Source organism: Streptomyces sp. MA5143a, from assembly GCF_900290235.1.
In the GTDB taxonomy this organism is placed as follows: Bacteria; Actinomycetota; Actinomycetes; order Streptomycetales; family Streptomycetaceae; genus Streptomyces.
In genome coordinates this window covers 1-15,456 of record NZ_OLMK01000151.1, presented here as the reverse complement: position 1 = coordinate 15,456, position 15,456 = coordinate 1, and the positions used below count along the sequence as shown (strand labels likewise).

Below are 15,456 nucleotides of genomic sequence, written 5' to 3'. Positions count from 1 at the left end.
GTCAACCACATCACCGACGTGGTCCACTGACCGCCGTCCGCGCCGAGCGCGACTTACTGGGCAGCGGCGCGGCCGGAGGAAGTGTCAGATCTGTGCAGCGTTGCCGAGGGCACCGGTCCGGGCCGGCGGGACCGGGGGGTTCAGCCGGCCGGTCTCGGAGAGCTCTTCGCGCCGTGCTCTGGCGGCGATCGACGCCCCCGTCGCGGGCCCGGATCGAGCGCGCCCGCGCCGCGATACGCCGCGTGCTGTGGACGCTGCTCACCCTGCGACCCGGCGGCTCCCCCTGGATCTCGGTGTGCGGCCGCGAGCCGGCCGACTCATACGTCCTGGACCTGGACGCGACCGTCGTCACCTGCGCCAGCCCATAGGAAGACGCGGCGGGCACCTTCAAGGGCAGCTTCGGTCACATGCCGCTGAGTGTGTGGGTGGCCGACACCCGTGAGTGCGTCGCCATGCTGCTGCGGACGGGCACCGCACCGCCCCGCCCAGCGGCGTTACCGACCACCAGGCGGTCCTGGCCTCGGCGTTTCGGCAGCTCCCGCTGCCGCTGTGGTCGAAAGCCGCTGGTGCAGATTGCCAGCGCGCTGCTGTCGGCGGAGGTGTGGACGACCGCGCGACCTGAGCGGCTGGCGGACCGGGATTCGGCTGGCTTCGCTCTTCTCCATGGTCCACCGCGGATATGGCCGAACGCTTCTCGCGCCTGATTGGATGCGGTTGTCGCCTGCACTGGCTGTACTCCGCCTCCACGGGAACGTTCGTTCACCTGAACGTCCATCGCCGACGCGGTCAGGACGGGGGAACTCAAGGCCCTGCGCACCGCGGTCGACGACGGGCCGGCAGCCACCGCCGCCCGAGCGTCGAAGACCGAGGCCAAGCACCACGCGCTGTTCAAGCGCCTGCACCGGCGCTGGCGGGACTACCTGCGCCGGGTCCACGACCTGCGGCTGCCGTTCGACGACAACCCCGCCGAACAGACGATCAGGATGGGAAAACCGCGGATCAAGGTCTCCGTGTGCAAGCCATGCGAAACAGCCCCTGGATGCCGTCCGCCACTTGACCACGCCGGTCCCACCGACCGGCGATCGAACACGCCCTTCTAGGATGGCCCGGTGCCGCTCTTCGAGATCGTGACAGCCGTCGCCGCACCCCCGGACCGGGTGTTCGAGGCATGCCTCGACGTGGAAGTACACACGCGGTCGATGGCCGATTCGTCGGAGCGGGCGGTCGGCGGCAGGACCCGAGGCGGACTCTCACTCGGCGACACGGTGACCTTCCAGGCCCGCCACTTCGGCCTGACCTGGCGACTCACCGCCCGCATCACGGCGTATGACCCGCCCCAGTGCTTCGTGGACGAGCAGGATGCCGGCCCCTTCAAGCGATGGCATCACAGTCATCACTTCGAGCCGGACGGCACTGGCGGCACCGTTATGAGGGACGTCATCGACTTTGCCTCGCCGTTCGGATTCCTCGGACGTGTCGCCGACTTCACTGTCCTGAGCTGGTACATGCCCCGCCTCATCAGAACCCGCAACGCCTACCTCGCCAGCGCCTTGCGCTGAGCCCAGATTGACGATCACCACGCCCTCCGGGGCGGTACAGGGTCCCGCCGTCGAGCCGCCGCCACGTTCCGCTGCCTCCTGCGCGAGGCGCTGGAGAACTGGCGCGCTTCGCCACCCACAGCCTGCGGGCCGCGGGCGCACGGAGGGCCTCTTCGATCTGGGCCTCTTGGTGCGCCCGCCTGCCGTCCACGCTGCGACGCCGAGCAGTACGGATGGGACCGGGTGGCAGCCGACTGTCCCCTCGCCGTACCCCGTCGCTGAGCCGCGTTTCTGCCCCAGCGCGGTCCCAAGGGCATGTCTCTGCTGGGCGGGTTGCCCTCGCGAGAGGTCCCGACGCGCGATCCTGCCCTGCGGCGTCGGCGTTACGACACGGTCAGGTAGATCTTGCGCACGGTTTCGATGGTCTTCCAGACACCCACGTAGCCCGGCTTCATGACAAAGCTGTCGCCGGCCTTGTAGGTCACCGGCTCGCCGCCCTCCGGCGTGAGTTCGACGACGCCGGAAAGGATGTGGCAGAACTCGAAGGTCTCGCCCTTGATCGAGCGCGTCTCCCCGGGCGTCGCCTCCCAGACTCCCGTATGGATCGTTCCCTCACGGGCGTCGTCCTGTGCCCAGGTCTTGTACGTCGGATCGCCGGAGATCAGGCGTTCCGGCAGCGGGCCGGACTCCTTGGGCACGAAGGAGGGATCGGTGTCGATGGCCTTCAGGAGCGACATGCTTTTCCTCTGTTGGTTTCGGGGACGATGCGAATCGAGAACGGACGACCAAGTGCCTGACGGCTGCGCGCCGCGCTCCACGGTCACGGCGCGCAGCAGGTCGGCGATCCGCTGAGCGGGCAACAGACCCTTGTCGCTGGGCAGTTGGGCAACCGGTCAGCGGATGCGGTCCAGCGTCTTGTAGTAGGCGCCCGCGAAGGGCAGGAACCAGGCGGTGCCGTTGTAGAGGGGGATGCGGGGCGGGGCGATGTCGCGGACGGGGCTGGCCTCGGGGTGACCGTCCATCACCTCGGCCATGACGCGGCCCATGTGGGTGGCCATCTGTACACCGTGGCCGGAGTATCCCATGGAGTAGTAGACGCCGTCCTCGGTCTGCCCGGCGTGCACGATGCGGTCCATGGCGAAGCCGACGGATCCGCCCCACAGGTATTCGATCTTGGTACGGGAGAGCTGGGGGAAGGTCGCGCACATGTCACGGAACAGGACCTGTCCGCTCTTCTTGTCCGAGGTGGGGTCGGAGGGCGCGAAGCGGGCGCGGCCGCCGAACAGCAGCCGGTTGTCCGGGGTGAGCCGGAAGTAGTGGCAGACCTTGTTGGAGTCGACGAGGAGGCGGGCCTTGGGGATGATGTCCCGGGCGAGTTCCTCGCCGAGCGGCTCGGTGACGATGATGAAGCTGCCCACGCAGACTTGCTGGCGGCGCAGCCAGGGGAAGTTCTTGTCGGTGTAGGCGTCGGTGGCCATCATGACCTGCCCGGCACGGATGACACCGCGCTCGGTCTGCACCTCGAAGCGGCCGGTGGGGGTGCGCCGCACGCCGATGGCGGCGTTGCGCTCGTGGATCTCGACGCCGGTGCGCTCGCACGCCTCGGCCATGCCGCGCACGAAGCGGCCGACGTGCAGTGCGGCGCTGAGCGGGTCTAGCAGGCCGCCGTGGTAGGCGTCGGAGCCGATCTCGGAACGCAGCTCGGACTTGCCGATGAGCGTGGTCTCGTGTCCGAAGTACTTGGCCAGGGCGCGCTGCTGGGTCTTCTTGTTCTCGAAGTGCGCGGGGCGGTTCGCGAGGGCCAGGCGTCCGACCCGACGGAACTGGCAGTCGATGGATTCCTCGTTCACGAGCCGCTCGACGGTGTCCACGGCTTCGCCGTAGGAGTTGTAGATCTCGCGGGCCCGTTCGGGGCCGTACCGGCGGATGGCCTGGCGTACGCCGATGGTGAAGCCCAGGTTGGCCATGCCGCCGTTGCGCGCGGAAGCACCGGAGCCGATCTGGCCTTTCTCCACGAGGGTGACACGGGCGCCCTTGCGGGCGGAGTGCAGAGCGGTGGACAGACCCGTCAGGCCGGCGCCGACGACCACCAGGTCGGTGTCCTCGGTCAGCGGCTTGCCGGAACGGTCGGGAAACGCCCCAGCGGTTTCTATCCAGTAGGGAATCGTCTTCATGTCGGGTCCTTAGCGGGGAGTTTCGAAGGAGGGCGCGGCCGGGCACCACCAGGAGCCCGGCGACGGGGCTGCGGTCGCTGATCAGCGAGGGCTCGATCCGATCAGCGGAACGGTTGCAGACGTGGGCGAGGAGTGCCGCTGACCGGTGGCGGCGGTGGTCATACGGCCTCGCCTCCCGGGTTGGCGACTCCCACCGTGTTCTCCACCGAGAGCAGGGAGTCCTGCCGTCCGGAGCCGATCCAGCGCACCAGGGCCGCCAGGCCGAGGGCGAGGATGGCGAAGGCGGTGAGGAGCGCGCTGACGGCGGTGACGCTGGGGTCGATCTCGAAGGTGAGGGAGTTGTAGACCTGCACCGGGAGGGTGACGGTGTCGACGGAGGAGAGGAACTGGGAGATGTAGAACTCGTCGAAGCTGGTGATGAAGGAGAAGATCGCGGCTGCGATCATGCCGGGTGCGGCGAGGGGGAAGGTGATGCGCCGGGCGATGGTGAGCCGGCCGGCGCCCATGCTCGCGGCGGCGTCCTCCAGGCGTTCGTCGATCCCGCGCAGGGTCGCGATCAGGATCAGCACCGCGATCGGCGCGGCCAGCACGGTGTGACCGAGGGCGATGGCGATGGGGCTGCCCAGCATCGCCGCGGGTTCGAAGAACAGGAACAGGCCGAGCGCGGTGACGATCTGCGGGATGACCAGCGGGCCGAGGACCAAGGCGAACACCGCCGAGCGCAGCGGGAGTTCGCTGCGGACCAGGGCGGTGGCCGCGGTCACCGCGATGATCAGGGAGAACACGGTGCTCAAGGCGGCGATCAGGGCGCTCAGGGAGAGTGCGGCGGGCCATTTGCTGCCGTCGGCGAACAGGGCCTTGTACCAGTTCAGCGTCCAGGCTTCGGGTGGGAAGGAAGCGAAGGCGTTGTTGCTGAAGGAGGTGACGAGGATGACGACGATCGGCAGGGCCAGGAACAGCAAAATCACGGTGGCCACCGCGGTCAGGACGATCCGCCCGACCAGTGTGCTGCGCAGCTCCATCATGACGCGTTCCTCTTCTTACGGCTGGCGCCCAGCGAGCTGACGGCCTTGACCAGCAGCAGTCCGGCCAGGGTGAGGAGCAGCAGGATGACGCCCTGCGCGGCCGCCCCGTTCCACTGATTCTCCTTGGTGACCTGCTGGTTGATGAGGGTGGCGATCATCGTCTGGTTGGGTCCGCCCATCAGGGCCGGGGTGATGTAGTAGCCCAGCGAGAGGATGAAGCTGAGCAGACCGGCACTGGCCAACCCTGGGGCGATCAGCGGCAGGTAGATGCGGCGGAAGATCGTCACCCGGCCCGCGCCCATGCTGGACGCGGCCGCCAGCAGTCGGCGGTCCACCCCGCGCATCACGCCGTACAGCAACAGCACCGTGTACGGCAGCATCATCGAGGTGGTGCCGATGACCACGCCGAGCTCGTTGTAGAGCAGCTGGAACGGCGCTCCGGGCACGGACATGGCGGTCAGGGTTTCGTTCACCAGGCCCTTGTCGCCGAGCATGATGATCCAGCCGTAGGTGCGTACCAGGGCGCTGATGAAGTGCGGGACGACCACGACCAGCATGGCCAGGCCCGCCAGGATGGGCTTGAGCCGGGTGATGGCGTTGGCCAGGACAAAGCCGAAGACCAGGCTCAGCACGGCTGTTTCGGCGGAGATCCGCAGCGTGGTGATCAGCACGGAGAGGTTGACGCCGGTGAGGGCATCGGCGTACCAGTGCAGGGTGAACGCGCCGTCGGCGTCCTTCAGGCTGAGCAGCAGGGTGCTGAAGATCGGGTAGACGAACAGCACCAGCAGATACACGACGACCGGCAGGGCGTAGAGGATGCCGACCCTTGTGCGGCGCGAGGCGAGGAGCTTGCGCGGACGGGCGGGCGCGGGGGTGGTGACGGTGAGGGTGGCCATGGCTCACCCGTCCTGTTCGGCGGGGAAGAGGTTGACGTCGTCGGGGTCGGTGGTGATCCCGACCCGCTCGCCTGCGACGGGGCCGCGGCCGGCCGGGACCTCAAGGCGCAGCAGGGGCGCGTCCTTGCCTTCGATGCGCACGCCCGCGCGGACCAGGGTGCCGACGTAGGTGGCGGTCTCGACCGTGCCGGTACAGAACCCGTCGTCACTGGCGCAGGCCCGCAGTCGGCCCGGCTGCACAGCGACCTTCACCTGCGTGCCGGTGGCCAGGTCGTGGCGGCGTGCCTTGAGCAGTCCGCCACTGCCATCGAGGCGGACGAGGGTGTGTTCGCCGTCTTGCTGCTCGATGCGGCCGGGCAGGAAGTTGGCCGCGCCGAGGAAGTCCGCCACGAAGGGCGTCCTCGGCCGTTCGAACAGCTCCCGGGGGGTGTCGAACTGTTCGATCAGACCGTTGCGCATCACCGCGATGCGGTCCGACATGACCAGCGCCTCTTCCTGATCGTGCGTCACATAGATGACGGTCAGGCCGAGTTCCTGCTGGATGGTCTTGATCTCGACCTGGAGCTGGTCACGCAGCTTCTTGTCCAGGGCGCCGAGCGGTTCGTCCATGAGGATGACCGGCGGGCGGTAGACCAGCGCCCGGCACAGCGCCACCCGCTGCTGCTGGCCACCGGACAGCTCACGCGGCTTGCGACCGCCGAACCGGGACAGGCCCGCGATCTCCAGGGTCTCCCCCACCCGCCGGCGGATCTCGTCCTTGCCCACACCGCGCAACGTGAGGGGGAAGGCGACGTTCTCCTGCACGGTCATGTGCGGGAAGAGCCGGTACTGCTGGAAGACGAAGCCGAGGTTGCGCTTCTGTGGCGCGAGCCGTGTCACGTCCCGGCCGCCGACGGTGATGGTGCCGGAGTCGGGTTCGCAGAACCCGGCGATCATCATCAGCGTCGTGGTCTTGCCCGACCCGGAGGAGCCGAGGAAGGTGACGAACTCCCCCGCCGCGATCTCCATGGACGCCTCGTCGACGGCGACCACGTCACCGTAGGTCTTACGCAGGCCCACTACCGACAGCGCCTTGCCGGTGGCGGTGGCCGACTTGGCGCCGGCCGCCTTCACCGACGGTGTGGCAACACCGAAATCAGCCACGAGCCCACTCCAACCAGCGCTTGGTGACGGCCGACTCGTTCTTCAGCCACCAGTCGACATCCGCGTCGAAACCCTCGTCGTAGTACTTCGGCGCACCGGCCAGAGCGTTGCGCTCGTCCTCGGTGAGCTTGGCGTAGGCCACCGGGGACGACGGGTTCGACGGGAAGGCCTTCGCCAGCGCGGCCTGGCTCTCCGCACGCAAGGCGAAGTCCATCAGCTTGTAGGCGTTGTCCACGTGGGCCGCGCCCTTGGCGATGGCGTAGCCCGAGAACTGACGCCGCATGCCGTTGAGCTGCCGCTCCACCGGGACACCCTGCTTCTGCAGGTCGGCGATGCGGCCGTCCCAGACGGTGGACATCGTCACCTCCTGGCGGCTGAGCAGCACACCGGGCAGCGGGCCGCTGTCCCAGAACTTCTTGATGTCGCCTCGCAGCCGGGTCAGCACCTTGAACGCGCGGTCGACGTCCAGCGGGTACAGCTTGTCCATCGGGACACCGTCGGCCAGCAGCGCGAACTCCAGCTCCGGCAGGTCACCGTCGGGGCTGCACATCGCACGGCCGCCCTTGAACGCCTTGGCGTCGAAGAAGTCCGCCCACGACTCCGGCTTGCGACCACCGAAGGCGTCCGTGCGATACGCGATGCACTGGCCGTAGAAGCTGTGGCCGATGGCATGCTCGGTGATCTGGTTCTCGGGGATCTTCGCGCTCTTCACGCTCTTGATCCGGTCGAGGTCCAGCGCCTCCAGCGCGTCCTGCTTGGCGTACTTGGTGTGCGACACCATCGCGTCGTTGATGAGGTCGCACTGCGGGCGGCCCTGCTTGATCTGAGCCAGCAGCGGGGCATTGTCCAGGTTGAGGACCTTGACCTGGATGCCGGTCTCCTGGGTGAACGGCGTGTAGATCGCCTTCTGCAGAGCCGCGCCGTAGGAACCGCCGCTGTCACGGACGACCACCGTCTTGCCGCCGCCCTTGCCGCCGACCGTGGCGGACCGGCTGGTACCGGTACCGCAGGCACTGAGGGCGGTCGCGGCGGCTACACCCGCCGTAACCCCGCCAATTCCTCGCAGGAACAGTCTGCGGTCTATTCGGGCATCTTTCATGGTGTGCCTCCTGGTGGTGCCGGCCGCGAGAAGGGGAGCGGCTGGGAACGTGGAAAGAGCGGCAGCTGGGGCTCGGGCGGCGATCCGCCTCGTGGGAAGGGACGCCCTGGCCGGGGGCGGAGAATGGCGGGCCGTGTGGCCGTGTCGGACACCCGCGGGACGGCCAGACAGCCAGAGGGGCCAGTTCCTTGCCGGGGACGGCGGTGAGGCCGTGCAGGCCGTAGGGGATCCGCCCCCGGCCAGGGCGTGGACCGTGTGCGCGCGGCTGTCGGCCGGGGGCGGTGACGTGGCCGAGGATGTCTCCCTCGGCCCGGTGCTTCGAGTTCTGTTCGACCCTCGCCGACAAGCTCGACGAGGGTCCTTCGGGGCTGTTCGAGCCAGACGGTGTGCGTTGCGAGTCAGAGGCCGAGCATGGTGTTGAGCTCGTCCAGGGACTTCACCGTCACGTAGTCGTAGCCGTGGGTGACCGGGTCGCTGCCGCGGTCCAGGAGGACGAGGTTGCGGAAGCCCATGTCGTGCATCGGCAGCAGGTCGTAGCGGGTGTGCGAGGAGACGTGCACGAAGTCCTCGGGGGACGCGTCGAGCTGGTCGAGCATGTACTCGAACGCGGCGTAGCGGGGCTTGTAGCAGCCGGCCTGCTCGGCGGTGTAGACCGCGTGGAAGTCCGCTCCGAGCCGGGGCACGCTCTCTTCGAGGAAGGAGTTGTCGGCGTTGGAGAGGATCACCAGCTTGTAGTTCTCGCCCATCTTCTTCAGCGGTTCCGGCACATCGGCGCGCGGGCCCCAGCTGCGGACGCCGTCGCCGAGCCGCTTGCCGGCGTCCGGGGCGGCCTTGATGCCCCACTTGCGGCAGACGCCCTCGAAGGCGTCCTGCAGTGTCTGCTCGTAGGGCTTGTACTCGCCGCAGACCGAGTCGTAGCGGTAGCCGCGGAACTCCTTGACGAACTGGTCCCAGTGCTCGGCCGGGATCTGGTCGCCGACGAGCTCACGCGTGATGGGGTTCATCGGCCAGTCGATCAACGTGCCGTAGCAGTCGAACGAGACGTACTTCGGGCGCCACTGGAACGAGGGAATGGGCATGGGAGTGCTCACTTTCTTGCTGCGGGGAACTGGTTGCGGGCAACCCCGATTTCGGTCATGCCCATGACAGGGATGGCGGGAGGGGGTGCGGGTGTGGAGGTGCTGTGGAGGTGCGGGGTGTGGGGGTGCGGGGTGATGTCGTCGACGCTCGCCCCGGGTCAGGTGGCGCCGATTCCTGCCGGGGCGAGGAAGTCGACGGGGTGCTCCGTGGTGCCGTCGAGTGCCAGGTCGGCGGCGATCTCGCCCATCGCGGGCGAGAGCTTGAAGCCGCTGCCGGAGAAGCCGGCCATGACGATGATGTCGTTCTCGCCGGGGAGATGGCCGACGAGCGGGTTTCCGGACGTGGTGTAGCCCTCCATGTAGGCCGACGTCCTGATGGGGTCGGGGTTCAGGTCGGGCATGAGTTCACCGATGAGCTCTCGGAAGATGCCGAGTTCTTCGGGGCGGACCGTACGGTCGAGCCGTTCGGGCTCGGGCACGGGCGCGTGGTATTTGAAGGAGAGACCGAGCTTGACGGAGATGCCGTCAGGCGACGGGATTCCGAAGCAGTCGTGGGGTGTGGCGCGCACGAAGGGTGGGGCACCGCCCGCGAACCAGTCGTGGCGGGTGGGCAGGTGCCAGGAGCAGATCACCCGGCGGATGTCGATGGCCTGGGGGAGGTCCGGGAGCAGGGTGTTGATCCAGGGGCCCACGGTCACCACGGCCGCGTCCACGTGGTCCGTGCCCTGGTCGGTGACGACCCGCACCCCGCCGCCCGCCGCGGGGACGACCTCGCGCACCGTGGTGTAGCGGTGCAGCCGGGCGCCCAACTGTTCGGCGCGGGTGGCGGCGGCCTGGATGGACGCCTCGGGTCTGATGACGGCGCCCAACCGGTCGAGGACGGCGGTGTGTCCGTCCGGGAGCCGGTGCTGCGGGTAGCGGCGGGCGAGTTCCTCCCGGTCCAGCACCTCGTGATCCAGCCCCTGGGCGGCGCTGGTGGAGAGGAGGAGTTGCATGGCCGGTGAGGCGGTCTCTGCCATCACCAGGCTGCCGCTGCGGCGTAGCAGCGGCCTTCCCGTCTCCGCCTGGAGCTGCTCCCACATCCGGTCCGCGAGCCGCAGCAGCGGAACATACCCGGGCTCGCCGAGGTGGGCGGCTCGGTAGATGCGGCTCTCGCCCCCGGCCGCGCCGCGGTCGTGACCCGGTGCGTACCGGTCGTAGCCGATGACCTCGGCTCCGCGGGCGGCCAGTCGCCACATGACCTGGCTGCCCATGCTGCCAGCACCGATCACGGCGACGCGCTTGGGGATGCTCATGAAATCGCTCCTTTCTTCCGGTTTAGGCCCCGCTGGAATGGCGCTCACTTTCGGCCATGGCATCCTGCGGGTCAACCCATACTTCGCTTCACCCTTGGGGCAGGGGGAGATGGCTCAGAGGAGTTCGATCAGCTTGTCGGTGAACTCGGCGGTGGTCGCGGATCCCCCCAGGTCACGGGTGCGGACATCGGTCTTGGCCAGGACCGCGGCGATCGCGTCCGTGATGTCCCTGGCCGCGGCGGGATGGCCGAGGTGGTCGAGCATCATGGCCGCGGACCAGATCGCGCCCAGCGGGTTGGCGATGCCCTTCCCCGCGATGTCGGGCGCGGAGCCGTGCACCGGCTCGAACATCGAGGGGAAGTCCCGCTCGGGGTTGAGGTTGGCCGCCGGGGCGATACCGATGGATCCGGCGACGGCGGCCGCGAGGTCGCTGAGGATGTCACCGAAGAGGTTGGAGGCGACGACGACGTCGAAGCGGGCCGGCTCCAGGACGAACTTGGCCGCGAGCGCGTCGATGTGCTCCTGGTCCCAGCCGACCCGTGGGAACGCGGCGGCCCGCTCGGTGACGAGCTGGTCCCAGAACGGCATGGTGTGGATGATGCCGTTCGACTTGGTCGCGGAGGTCAGGCGGCCGCCGCGCCGGGAAGCGAGCGTGAAGGCGTAGTCCAGCAGGCGTGTGACGCCGGCCCGGGTGAACACGGCCTCCTGCACGGCGATCTCGTCCGGGAAGCCGCGGTTGAGCCGGCCGCCGACCTCGCTGTACTCGCCTTCCATGTTCTCGCGGACGACGACGATATCGACCTCGCCCGGCCGTGCGCCGCGCACCGGGCTGTCGATCCCTTCGAAGACGCGGATGGGCCGGAGGTTGACGTACTGGCGGAAGCCGCGCCGGATCGGGATCAGCAGCCCCCACAGCGAGACATGGTCGGGTACCCCGGGGTATCCCACCGCGCCCAGCAGGATCGCGTCCGCCTCGCGCAACTGGTCGATCCCGTCGGCGGGCATCATCGCGCCCTCGCGCAGGTACCGCTCGCACGACCAGTCGTACGACGTGTAGGCCAGGCTGAAGCCGTGGCGGCGGCCGAGCACATCGAGCACCTGCTGTGCCGGGGGCAGTACCTCGGTGCCGATGCCGTCGCCCGGGATCAGGGCGATCCGGTGGTTCGTCGTCATGGCGAAGATTGCAGCAGGGCGGTACGGGGGGCGTCCAAGACGCAAAGCGGATCTGCCTTATAAGCGGGGCCTATCAGCTGTCGGTGGCCGAGGTCGCGGCCGTGACGAACGCGGCGGCCGCCGGCGAGAGGATGCCGCGGCGGGCGACGAGGGCGATGTCCAACGTGTTCTCCGGCTCGATGTCCAGGACACGGGCGCCCAGCCGCCCGGCGAGGTCCCGCCAGGAATCCGTGACCACCGCCAGCCCCACCCCGGCCAGCACCAGAGGCATCAGCGACACCCTGTGCTCGGTCTCGACGGCGACGGCGAACTCGATGCCTTGCTCCCACAGCGCGTCGACGTAGGCACGCATCCCGGTACCCGACTGCCCGACGATCAGCCGCTGTCCCGCAAGCTCCCGGGCCTGAACCGCTCTCCGGCCGGCGAACGGGCCGTCGGCCGGCACCACCAGCACGAAACGCTGCCGCCCCAGCGCATGCGAGACGACCTCCCTGTCGGTAACAGGACCGGCGGACGCCAGGAGCCCCAGCTCCACCGCACCCGTGCGCACCATGTCGATCACATCGCGCGAGGTGAACGCGGCATTGATCGCCACGGAAACGCCGGGATAGCGGCGACTGAAGGCACTGACCATGCTCGTCAGCGGCTCCACCGCCTGCGACGGCATCGCCGCCACGTCCAGGCGCCCCTCACGCAGCTCATGCACCGCCGCCACACTCGCCCGGGCCGTCTCCAGACTCCGCACGGCCTCCCGGGCGGGCTCGATCAGGGCCCTTCCCGCCTCCGTCAGCACGGCCCTGCGCCCGATGCGGTGGAACAGCTCCGAGCCCAGATCACGCTCCAGTGCCCGCACGGCCTGCGACAGCGACGGCTGCGACACATACAGAGCCGACGCCGCACGGTTGAACCCCCCACGATCAACGATCGCGAGGAAGTACTCCAGCTGCCGAATGTCCATACGCGCCCTCTGCCCCGGAAGGAAATCAACCGACGACTCGATCGGTCCCGACCATGGTGACGTGAAGGACCGCCTCGACGATGTACGGACCACCGACGCACCCACCGTAATCCTCACGAGGCACGGGCACAGCCACCTGGGACTCTCAATGTCCGACTGAGGCACTCGGTCACAGCCGTCTTCCGGCGTGAGGTTCGACCAGACACTGGGCTTCTCGCACATGGCCGGCACCGACAGCGCCGGCACCCCGTCACGCTCACTACCGCACCGCCCCGGATCATTGCCGGTCCGTACCGCCGCTGCGCCGTGCGCTCCTCCCGGACGAAGGCACCGACGCCCAGAACCCGTCCCGCTGGATCACTGCGGCGGCGGCTGGGGACCGGCCGATGAGGAGGGCGGCACCGCCGTGGTTGATGTCCACCGGCCGTCGGCCACCTCGCAGTGGTGGTGTTCCTTGCCGATGTCCACTCCGGCCCAGATCTGGGGCACGGTCACCTCCGCCAGCTCGTCGTCACAGATCAGTCCCGCAGACGACCTCGCCCTGGTGGGACAGGCTCTGGACCGTCGTCGGGAAGAGAGGAGCTCAAGGCAGGTCAGAGATGCTGGTGCTCAAGGGAAGTCGCAGCCCAGAGGGCGTCACCCGCAGGCCGAATCTCGGGGGGTGCCTGAGGTCGGCTACCTGGGACAAGTCGACGGTGCCGCCGCTGAAGTGAGCGGGCGGCACCGTGCGGTAAATGGAGGAGAGGTGGCGTTCACCGAAGTTCACCGCGCTGCCGGTGAAGGTCGCGCCGGTGAAGTCGACGATGCCATCGGAGAACTCAGCTCCCTCGAAAGGGACTTCGCCCGCTGTGAAGGCAGCGTCCCGGAAGGTCACGCGACCACCGGTGAAGCGGGCATGGTCGAAGGTGACCCAGCCGCCGCTGAAGGTGGCACGGTTGAAGCGGACGGTGCCGCTGCGGAATTCGGCGAGCCGGAAATAGACGCGGCTGCCTTCGGCGAAGTTGGCCAGCGCATGGCACCGCGCGGCGTCAGGTTCGGATTTCGCTCAGCCGCGGTCAAGCTCGATGCTCCGGCCAGACGGCCCCATGGCCATCACGGAGCCGACCGCACGTTCATAGAGGCAAACAAACAATTCATCATTCCCTCCCCCTGGTCCTGCTGCTGAACCAGCGTGGCGTACCTACAGCAAGCGCACCAGATGGCCGAGACGGACCAGCACTCACTGAGCACCGCCGTAGACCTCGAAGACACAAGCGACCCACTGATCCATTCGGGCCTCGAAGTCCGCCGCTGAGGCGATGCCCGAGACCGGGAGGGACCCTGGGTTGTCCAGGCCGGCGATAAAGTCCACGTCGGCCCAGCCACCCCGGAACAGCACAACCGACAGCTCGGCCTCTCCCGGACCAGAGAGGACCACGCCAACCGAGTCGGGGTCACGCACCCGAGCCCTGTCGGTCTGCAAAGGCTGGGGCCACGATGCCTCGGCATCCCTCCAGGTCACCTGGCCCACTTCGAGGCCGGCCGACCTCCAGCCCGCCGTCCGGCCAGCCACAGTCGCAGCCACCTCGTCAAGATCAACAACCCTGTCCATCAGGGGATCATCCCTCATGGACGAACCCGCCGGTCAGGGAATTTGGCACCGGGACCGCGAGACGAGGGCGCCAGCCGTTCCTACTTGTCGGTCCTGGCACACATTCCGTGAGAGTGATCAGCGGCGTTCTGCCACCGTGCCGTCTCGTCACCTGGGACGGGTCTGTCAAATGAACGGCTCTGTCCCGTAATCGGTGGTAGCGAGGGGTGACGGTCAGTTCAGGAGGATGCGGTGGCGGAGCAGGTCGAAGCCCGCGCGGCCGTGCATCTGCCTCATGATGCGTTTGGTGCGGGTGTTTACGCCTTCGGTCCGTCCGTTGTGGTGCGGGAGGGTGAGGCCGGCGTTGACGGCTGCACGGTCGAGTTCGAGACCGTTCGCAAAGGCGTGGAGGTAGGGCAGCTGGGCCGTGTCGGACGCTAACCATCCAAGCGGTGAGCTTCTTGTCGTTGCCTACGGCCGGCGTGAGGAGCTGTGCGAACTCTCGGACGAATGAGGCCAGTTGGGTCATCTCTGGGCAGGCCTTGGTGAGCTCGGCGAGGAGACTTGTGTCCTTGTCCCGGAGGTGGTCGGGATGGGTAAGCAGGAGGCGGGCCAGCCATCGCGGGGTGGTGACGGGCCGATCACCTTCGGCCCGGCCCTGGGTGATGTAGCGGTAGAGGAGGTTGAAGCTGCCGGTGTAGCCCTGCTCCTGAACCTCCCGGAACAGCTGTTTCACGGGGACAGCGGGGTCGGCCGCACGGCGTTCGCGCAGGTGGCCGCGGTAGGGGTCGACCAGGGTGGGCCGGTAACGGGGCGCCCGACGCAGGGCCTCGGGTTCGCGGGTGCGCGCGTAGCGCTTGACGGTGTTGAGGGACAGGTTGAGGCGGCGGGCGCATTCGAGCAGGCCGACGCCCTTGCCGAGGAGGTCGTGAATCTGGTGCCAGCGTTCGCGGGTGGTCTGCTCGTGGACGCCGGCCGGGCGGGGTGTGTTCGAGGTGGCCCAGCAGGCGCTGTGGGAGCGGACCTCGGCCAGCGTCTTCTCGCACAGGTTCTTCCACAGGTGCCAGCGGTCGCTGACCTGCACCGCAGCTGGCAGTGCCCGGCGCACGGCCTCCCCGTATGCGCCGGAGCCGTCGCGGCAGACGATCTCGACGCCGGGGTGCTCACGAAGCCACCGTTCCAGGGCGTCGGCGCCGCGACTTGGGAGTACGTCGATGCGTTCGCCGGTTTCTGCATCGATCAGGACAGTCGCGTAGCGGTGACGGCGCTTGAGCGCGAAGTCATCGACACCGAGGACGGGTGGCACCCGCACCACAGGCAAAGGAAGGCGGGCCAGAAGCCGCAGGGCGGTCGAGCGGGATATCGCCGAAGCCAGGACACGAGAGAGGCGGGCGCCCGCCCGGCCCGCTACTGACGTTGTTGCCGTGATGTCGTCAGGGTGAGGCCGGTTTCGGAGAGACATCCATCGACGAGGTTGCTGCGGTACTGGATCTGGCGGAGACCGTT

At 68.4% G+C, this 15,456-nt stretch carries 15 protein-coding genes and 1 pseudogene; 3 read left to right on the top strand and 13 right to left on the bottom strand.

The window, feature by feature from the left end:
- Positions 1 to 173: 173 nt before the first annotated feature.
- Complete coding sequence (locus tag SMA5143A_RS42190; RefSeq protein ID WP_107468066.1) at positions 174 to 368, top strand: hypothetical protein; 195 nt, start codon at positions 174 to 176, stop codon at positions 366 to 368.
- 741 nt (positions 369 to 1,109) lie between these two features.
- On the top strand, positions 1,110 to 1,559 hold the full coding sequence (locus SMA5143A_RS42180) for an SRPBCC family protein (RefSeq protein ID WP_107468064.1): 450 nt from the start codon (positions 1,110 to 1,112) through the stop codon (positions 1,557 to 1,559).
- Between the two features lie 362 nt (positions 1,560 to 1,921).
- Here SMA5143A_RS42180 and SMA5143A_RS42175 read toward each other — a convergent pair whose 3' ends face one another.
- The 11 genes from SMA5143A_RS42175 to SMA5143A_RS44515 all read right to left on the bottom strand — a co-directional run bounded on the left by SMA5143A_RS42175 (position 1,922) and on the right by SMA5143A_RS44515 (position 12,869).
- The gene (locus SMA5143A_RS42175) at positions 1,922 to 2,398 is read right to left on the bottom strand and encodes a cupin domain-containing protein (protein WP_258194080.1); all 477 of its coding nucleotides are present in this window, start codon (positions 2,396 to 2,398) and stop codon (positions 1,922 to 1,924) included.
- A 33-nt stretch (positions 2,399 to 2,431) separates the two neighbouring features.
- Positions 2,432 to 3,712 carry an NAD(P)/FAD-dependent oxidoreductase gene (locus SMA5143A_RS42170; protein WP_107468062.1) on the bottom strand — a complete coding sequence of 427 codons (1,281 nt, stop codon included), beginning with the start codon at positions 3,710 to 3,712 and terminating at the stop codon, positions 2,432 to 2,434.
- A 158-nt stretch (positions 3,713 to 3,870) separates the two neighbouring features.
- The gene (locus tag SMA5143A_RS42165; protein ID WP_107468061.1) at positions 3,871 to 4,737 is read right to left on the bottom strand and encodes an ABC transporter permease; all 867 of its coding nucleotides are present in this window, start codon (positions 4,735 to 4,737) and stop codon (positions 3,871 to 3,873) included.
- On the bottom strand, positions 4,734 to 5,633 hold the full coding sequence (locus tag SMA5143A_RS42160) for an ABC transporter permease (protein WP_107468060.1): 900 nt from the start codon (positions 5,631 to 5,633) through the stop codon (positions 4,734 to 4,736). The genes SMA5143A_RS42165 and SMA5143A_RS42160 overlap by 4 nt, the downstream gene beginning before the upstream one ends.
- 3 nt (positions 5,634 to 5,636) lie before the next feature.
- Positions 5,637 to 6,776, bottom strand: a complete 1,140-nt coding sequence (locus SMA5143A_RS42155; RefSeq protein ID WP_107468059.1) for an ABC transporter ATP-binding protein — start codon at positions 6,774 to 6,776, stop codon at positions 5,637 to 5,639.
- Positions 6,769 to 7,875, bottom strand: a complete 1,107-nt coding sequence (locus SMA5143A_RS42150; protein ID WP_107468058.1) for an ABC transporter substrate-binding protein — start codon at positions 7,873 to 7,875, stop codon at positions 6,769 to 6,771. Before SMA5143A_RS42150 ends, SMA5143A_RS42155 begins: the two co-directional genes overlap by 8 nt.
- 398 nt (positions 7,876 to 8,273) lie before the next feature.
- Positions 8,274 to 8,954 (bottom strand): haloacid dehalogenase type II, encoded by a 681-nt coding sequence (locus tag SMA5143A_RS42145; protein WP_107468057.1) that lies wholly within the window; start codon positions 8,952 to 8,954, stop codon positions 8,274 to 8,276.
- A gap of 158 nt (positions 8,955 to 9,112) precedes the next feature.
- On the bottom strand, positions 9,113 to 10,249 hold the full coding sequence (solA, locus tag SMA5143A_RS42140; RefSeq protein ID WP_107468056.1) for an N-methyl-L-tryptophan oxidase: 1,137 nt from the start codon (positions 10,247 to 10,249) through the stop codon (positions 9,113 to 9,115).
- A 114-nt stretch (positions 10,250 to 10,363) separates the two neighbouring features.
- On the bottom strand, positions 10,364 to 11,422 hold the full coding sequence (locus SMA5143A_RS42135) for a tartrate dehydrogenase (protein ID WP_107468055.1): 1,059 nt from the start codon (positions 11,420 to 11,422) through the stop codon (positions 10,364 to 10,366).
- Between the two features lie 73 nt (positions 11,423 to 11,495).
- Entirely contained in the window at positions 11,496 to 12,380 is an 885-nt protein-coding gene (locus SMA5143A_RS42130; RefSeq protein WP_107468054.1) for a LysR family transcriptional regulator, read from the bottom strand.
- A gap of 357 nt (positions 12,381 to 12,737) precedes the next feature.
- Positions 12,738 to 12,869, bottom strand: coding sequence for an IS110 family transposase (locus SMA5143A_RS44515; protein WP_258194079.1), 132 nt, complete (start codon positions 12,867 to 12,869; stop codon positions 12,738 to 12,740).
- Between the two features lie 256 nt (positions 12,870 to 13,125).
- On the opposite strand from SMA5143A_RS44515, the gene SMA5143A_RS43590 reads away from it, so the two are divergent.
- Positions 13,126 to 13,545, top strand: coding sequence for a hypothetical protein (locus SMA5143A_RS43590; protein WP_219923664.1), 420 nt, complete (start codon positions 13,126 to 13,128; stop codon positions 13,543 to 13,545).
- A gap of 54 nt (positions 13,546 to 13,599) precedes the next feature.
- Here SMA5143A_RS43590 and SMA5143A_RS42120 read toward each other — a convergent pair whose 3' ends face one another.
- Complete coding sequence (locus SMA5143A_RS42120; RefSeq protein WP_258194078.1) at positions 13,600 to 13,989, bottom strand: hypothetical protein; 390 nt, start codon at positions 13,987 to 13,989, stop codon at positions 13,600 to 13,602.
- Between the two features lie 195 nt (positions 13,990 to 14,184).
- Positions 14,185 to 15,358 (bottom strand): annotated as a pseudogene (locus SMA5143A_RS42115) (ISL3 family transposase); the annotation flags it as partial.
- Positions 15,359 to 15,456: the final 98 nt, after the last annotated feature.

What these genes read in the sequence shown, in the direction of transcription:
- SMA5143A_RS42170 (WP_107468062.1), bottom strand. Translation starts at nt 3,712, where the DNA reads ATGAAGACGATTCCCTACTGGATAGAAACCGCTGGGGCGTTTCCCGAC.
- SMA5143A_RS42165 (WP_107468061.1), bottom strand. Translation starts at nt 4,737, where the DNA reads ATGATGGAGCTGCGCAGCACACTGGTCGGGCGGATCGTCCTGACCGCG.
- SMA5143A_RS42160 (WP_107468060.1), bottom strand. Translation starts at nt 5,633, where the DNA reads ATGGCCACCCTCACCGTCACCACCCCCGCGCCCGCCCGTCCGCGCAAG.
- SMA5143A_RS42150 (WP_107468058.1), bottom strand. Translation starts at nt 7,875, where the DNA reads ATGAAAGATGCCCGAATAGACCGCAGACTGTTCCTGCGAGGAATTGGC.
- SMA5143A_RS42145 (WP_107468057.1), bottom strand. Translation starts at nt 8,954, where the DNA reads ATGCCCATTCCCTCGTTCCAGTGGCGCCCGAAGTACGTCTCGTTCGAC.
- solA (WP_107468056.1), bottom strand. Translation starts at nt 10,249, where the DNA reads ATGAGCATCCCCAAGCGCGTCGCCGTGATCGGTGCTGGCAGCATGGGC.
- SMA5143A_RS42135 (WP_107468055.1), bottom strand. Translation starts at nt 11,422, where the DNA reads ATGACGACGAACCACCGGATCGCCCTGATCCCGGGCGACGGCATCGGC.
- SMA5143A_RS42130 (WP_107468054.1), bottom strand. Translation starts at nt 12,380, where the DNA reads ATGGACATTCGGCAGCTGGAGTACTTCCTCGCGATCGTTGATCGTGGG.
- SMA5143A_RS42120 (WP_258194078.1), bottom strand. Translation starts at nt 13,989, where the DNA reads ATGAGGGATGATCCCCTGATGGACAGGGTTGTTGATCTTGACGAGGTG.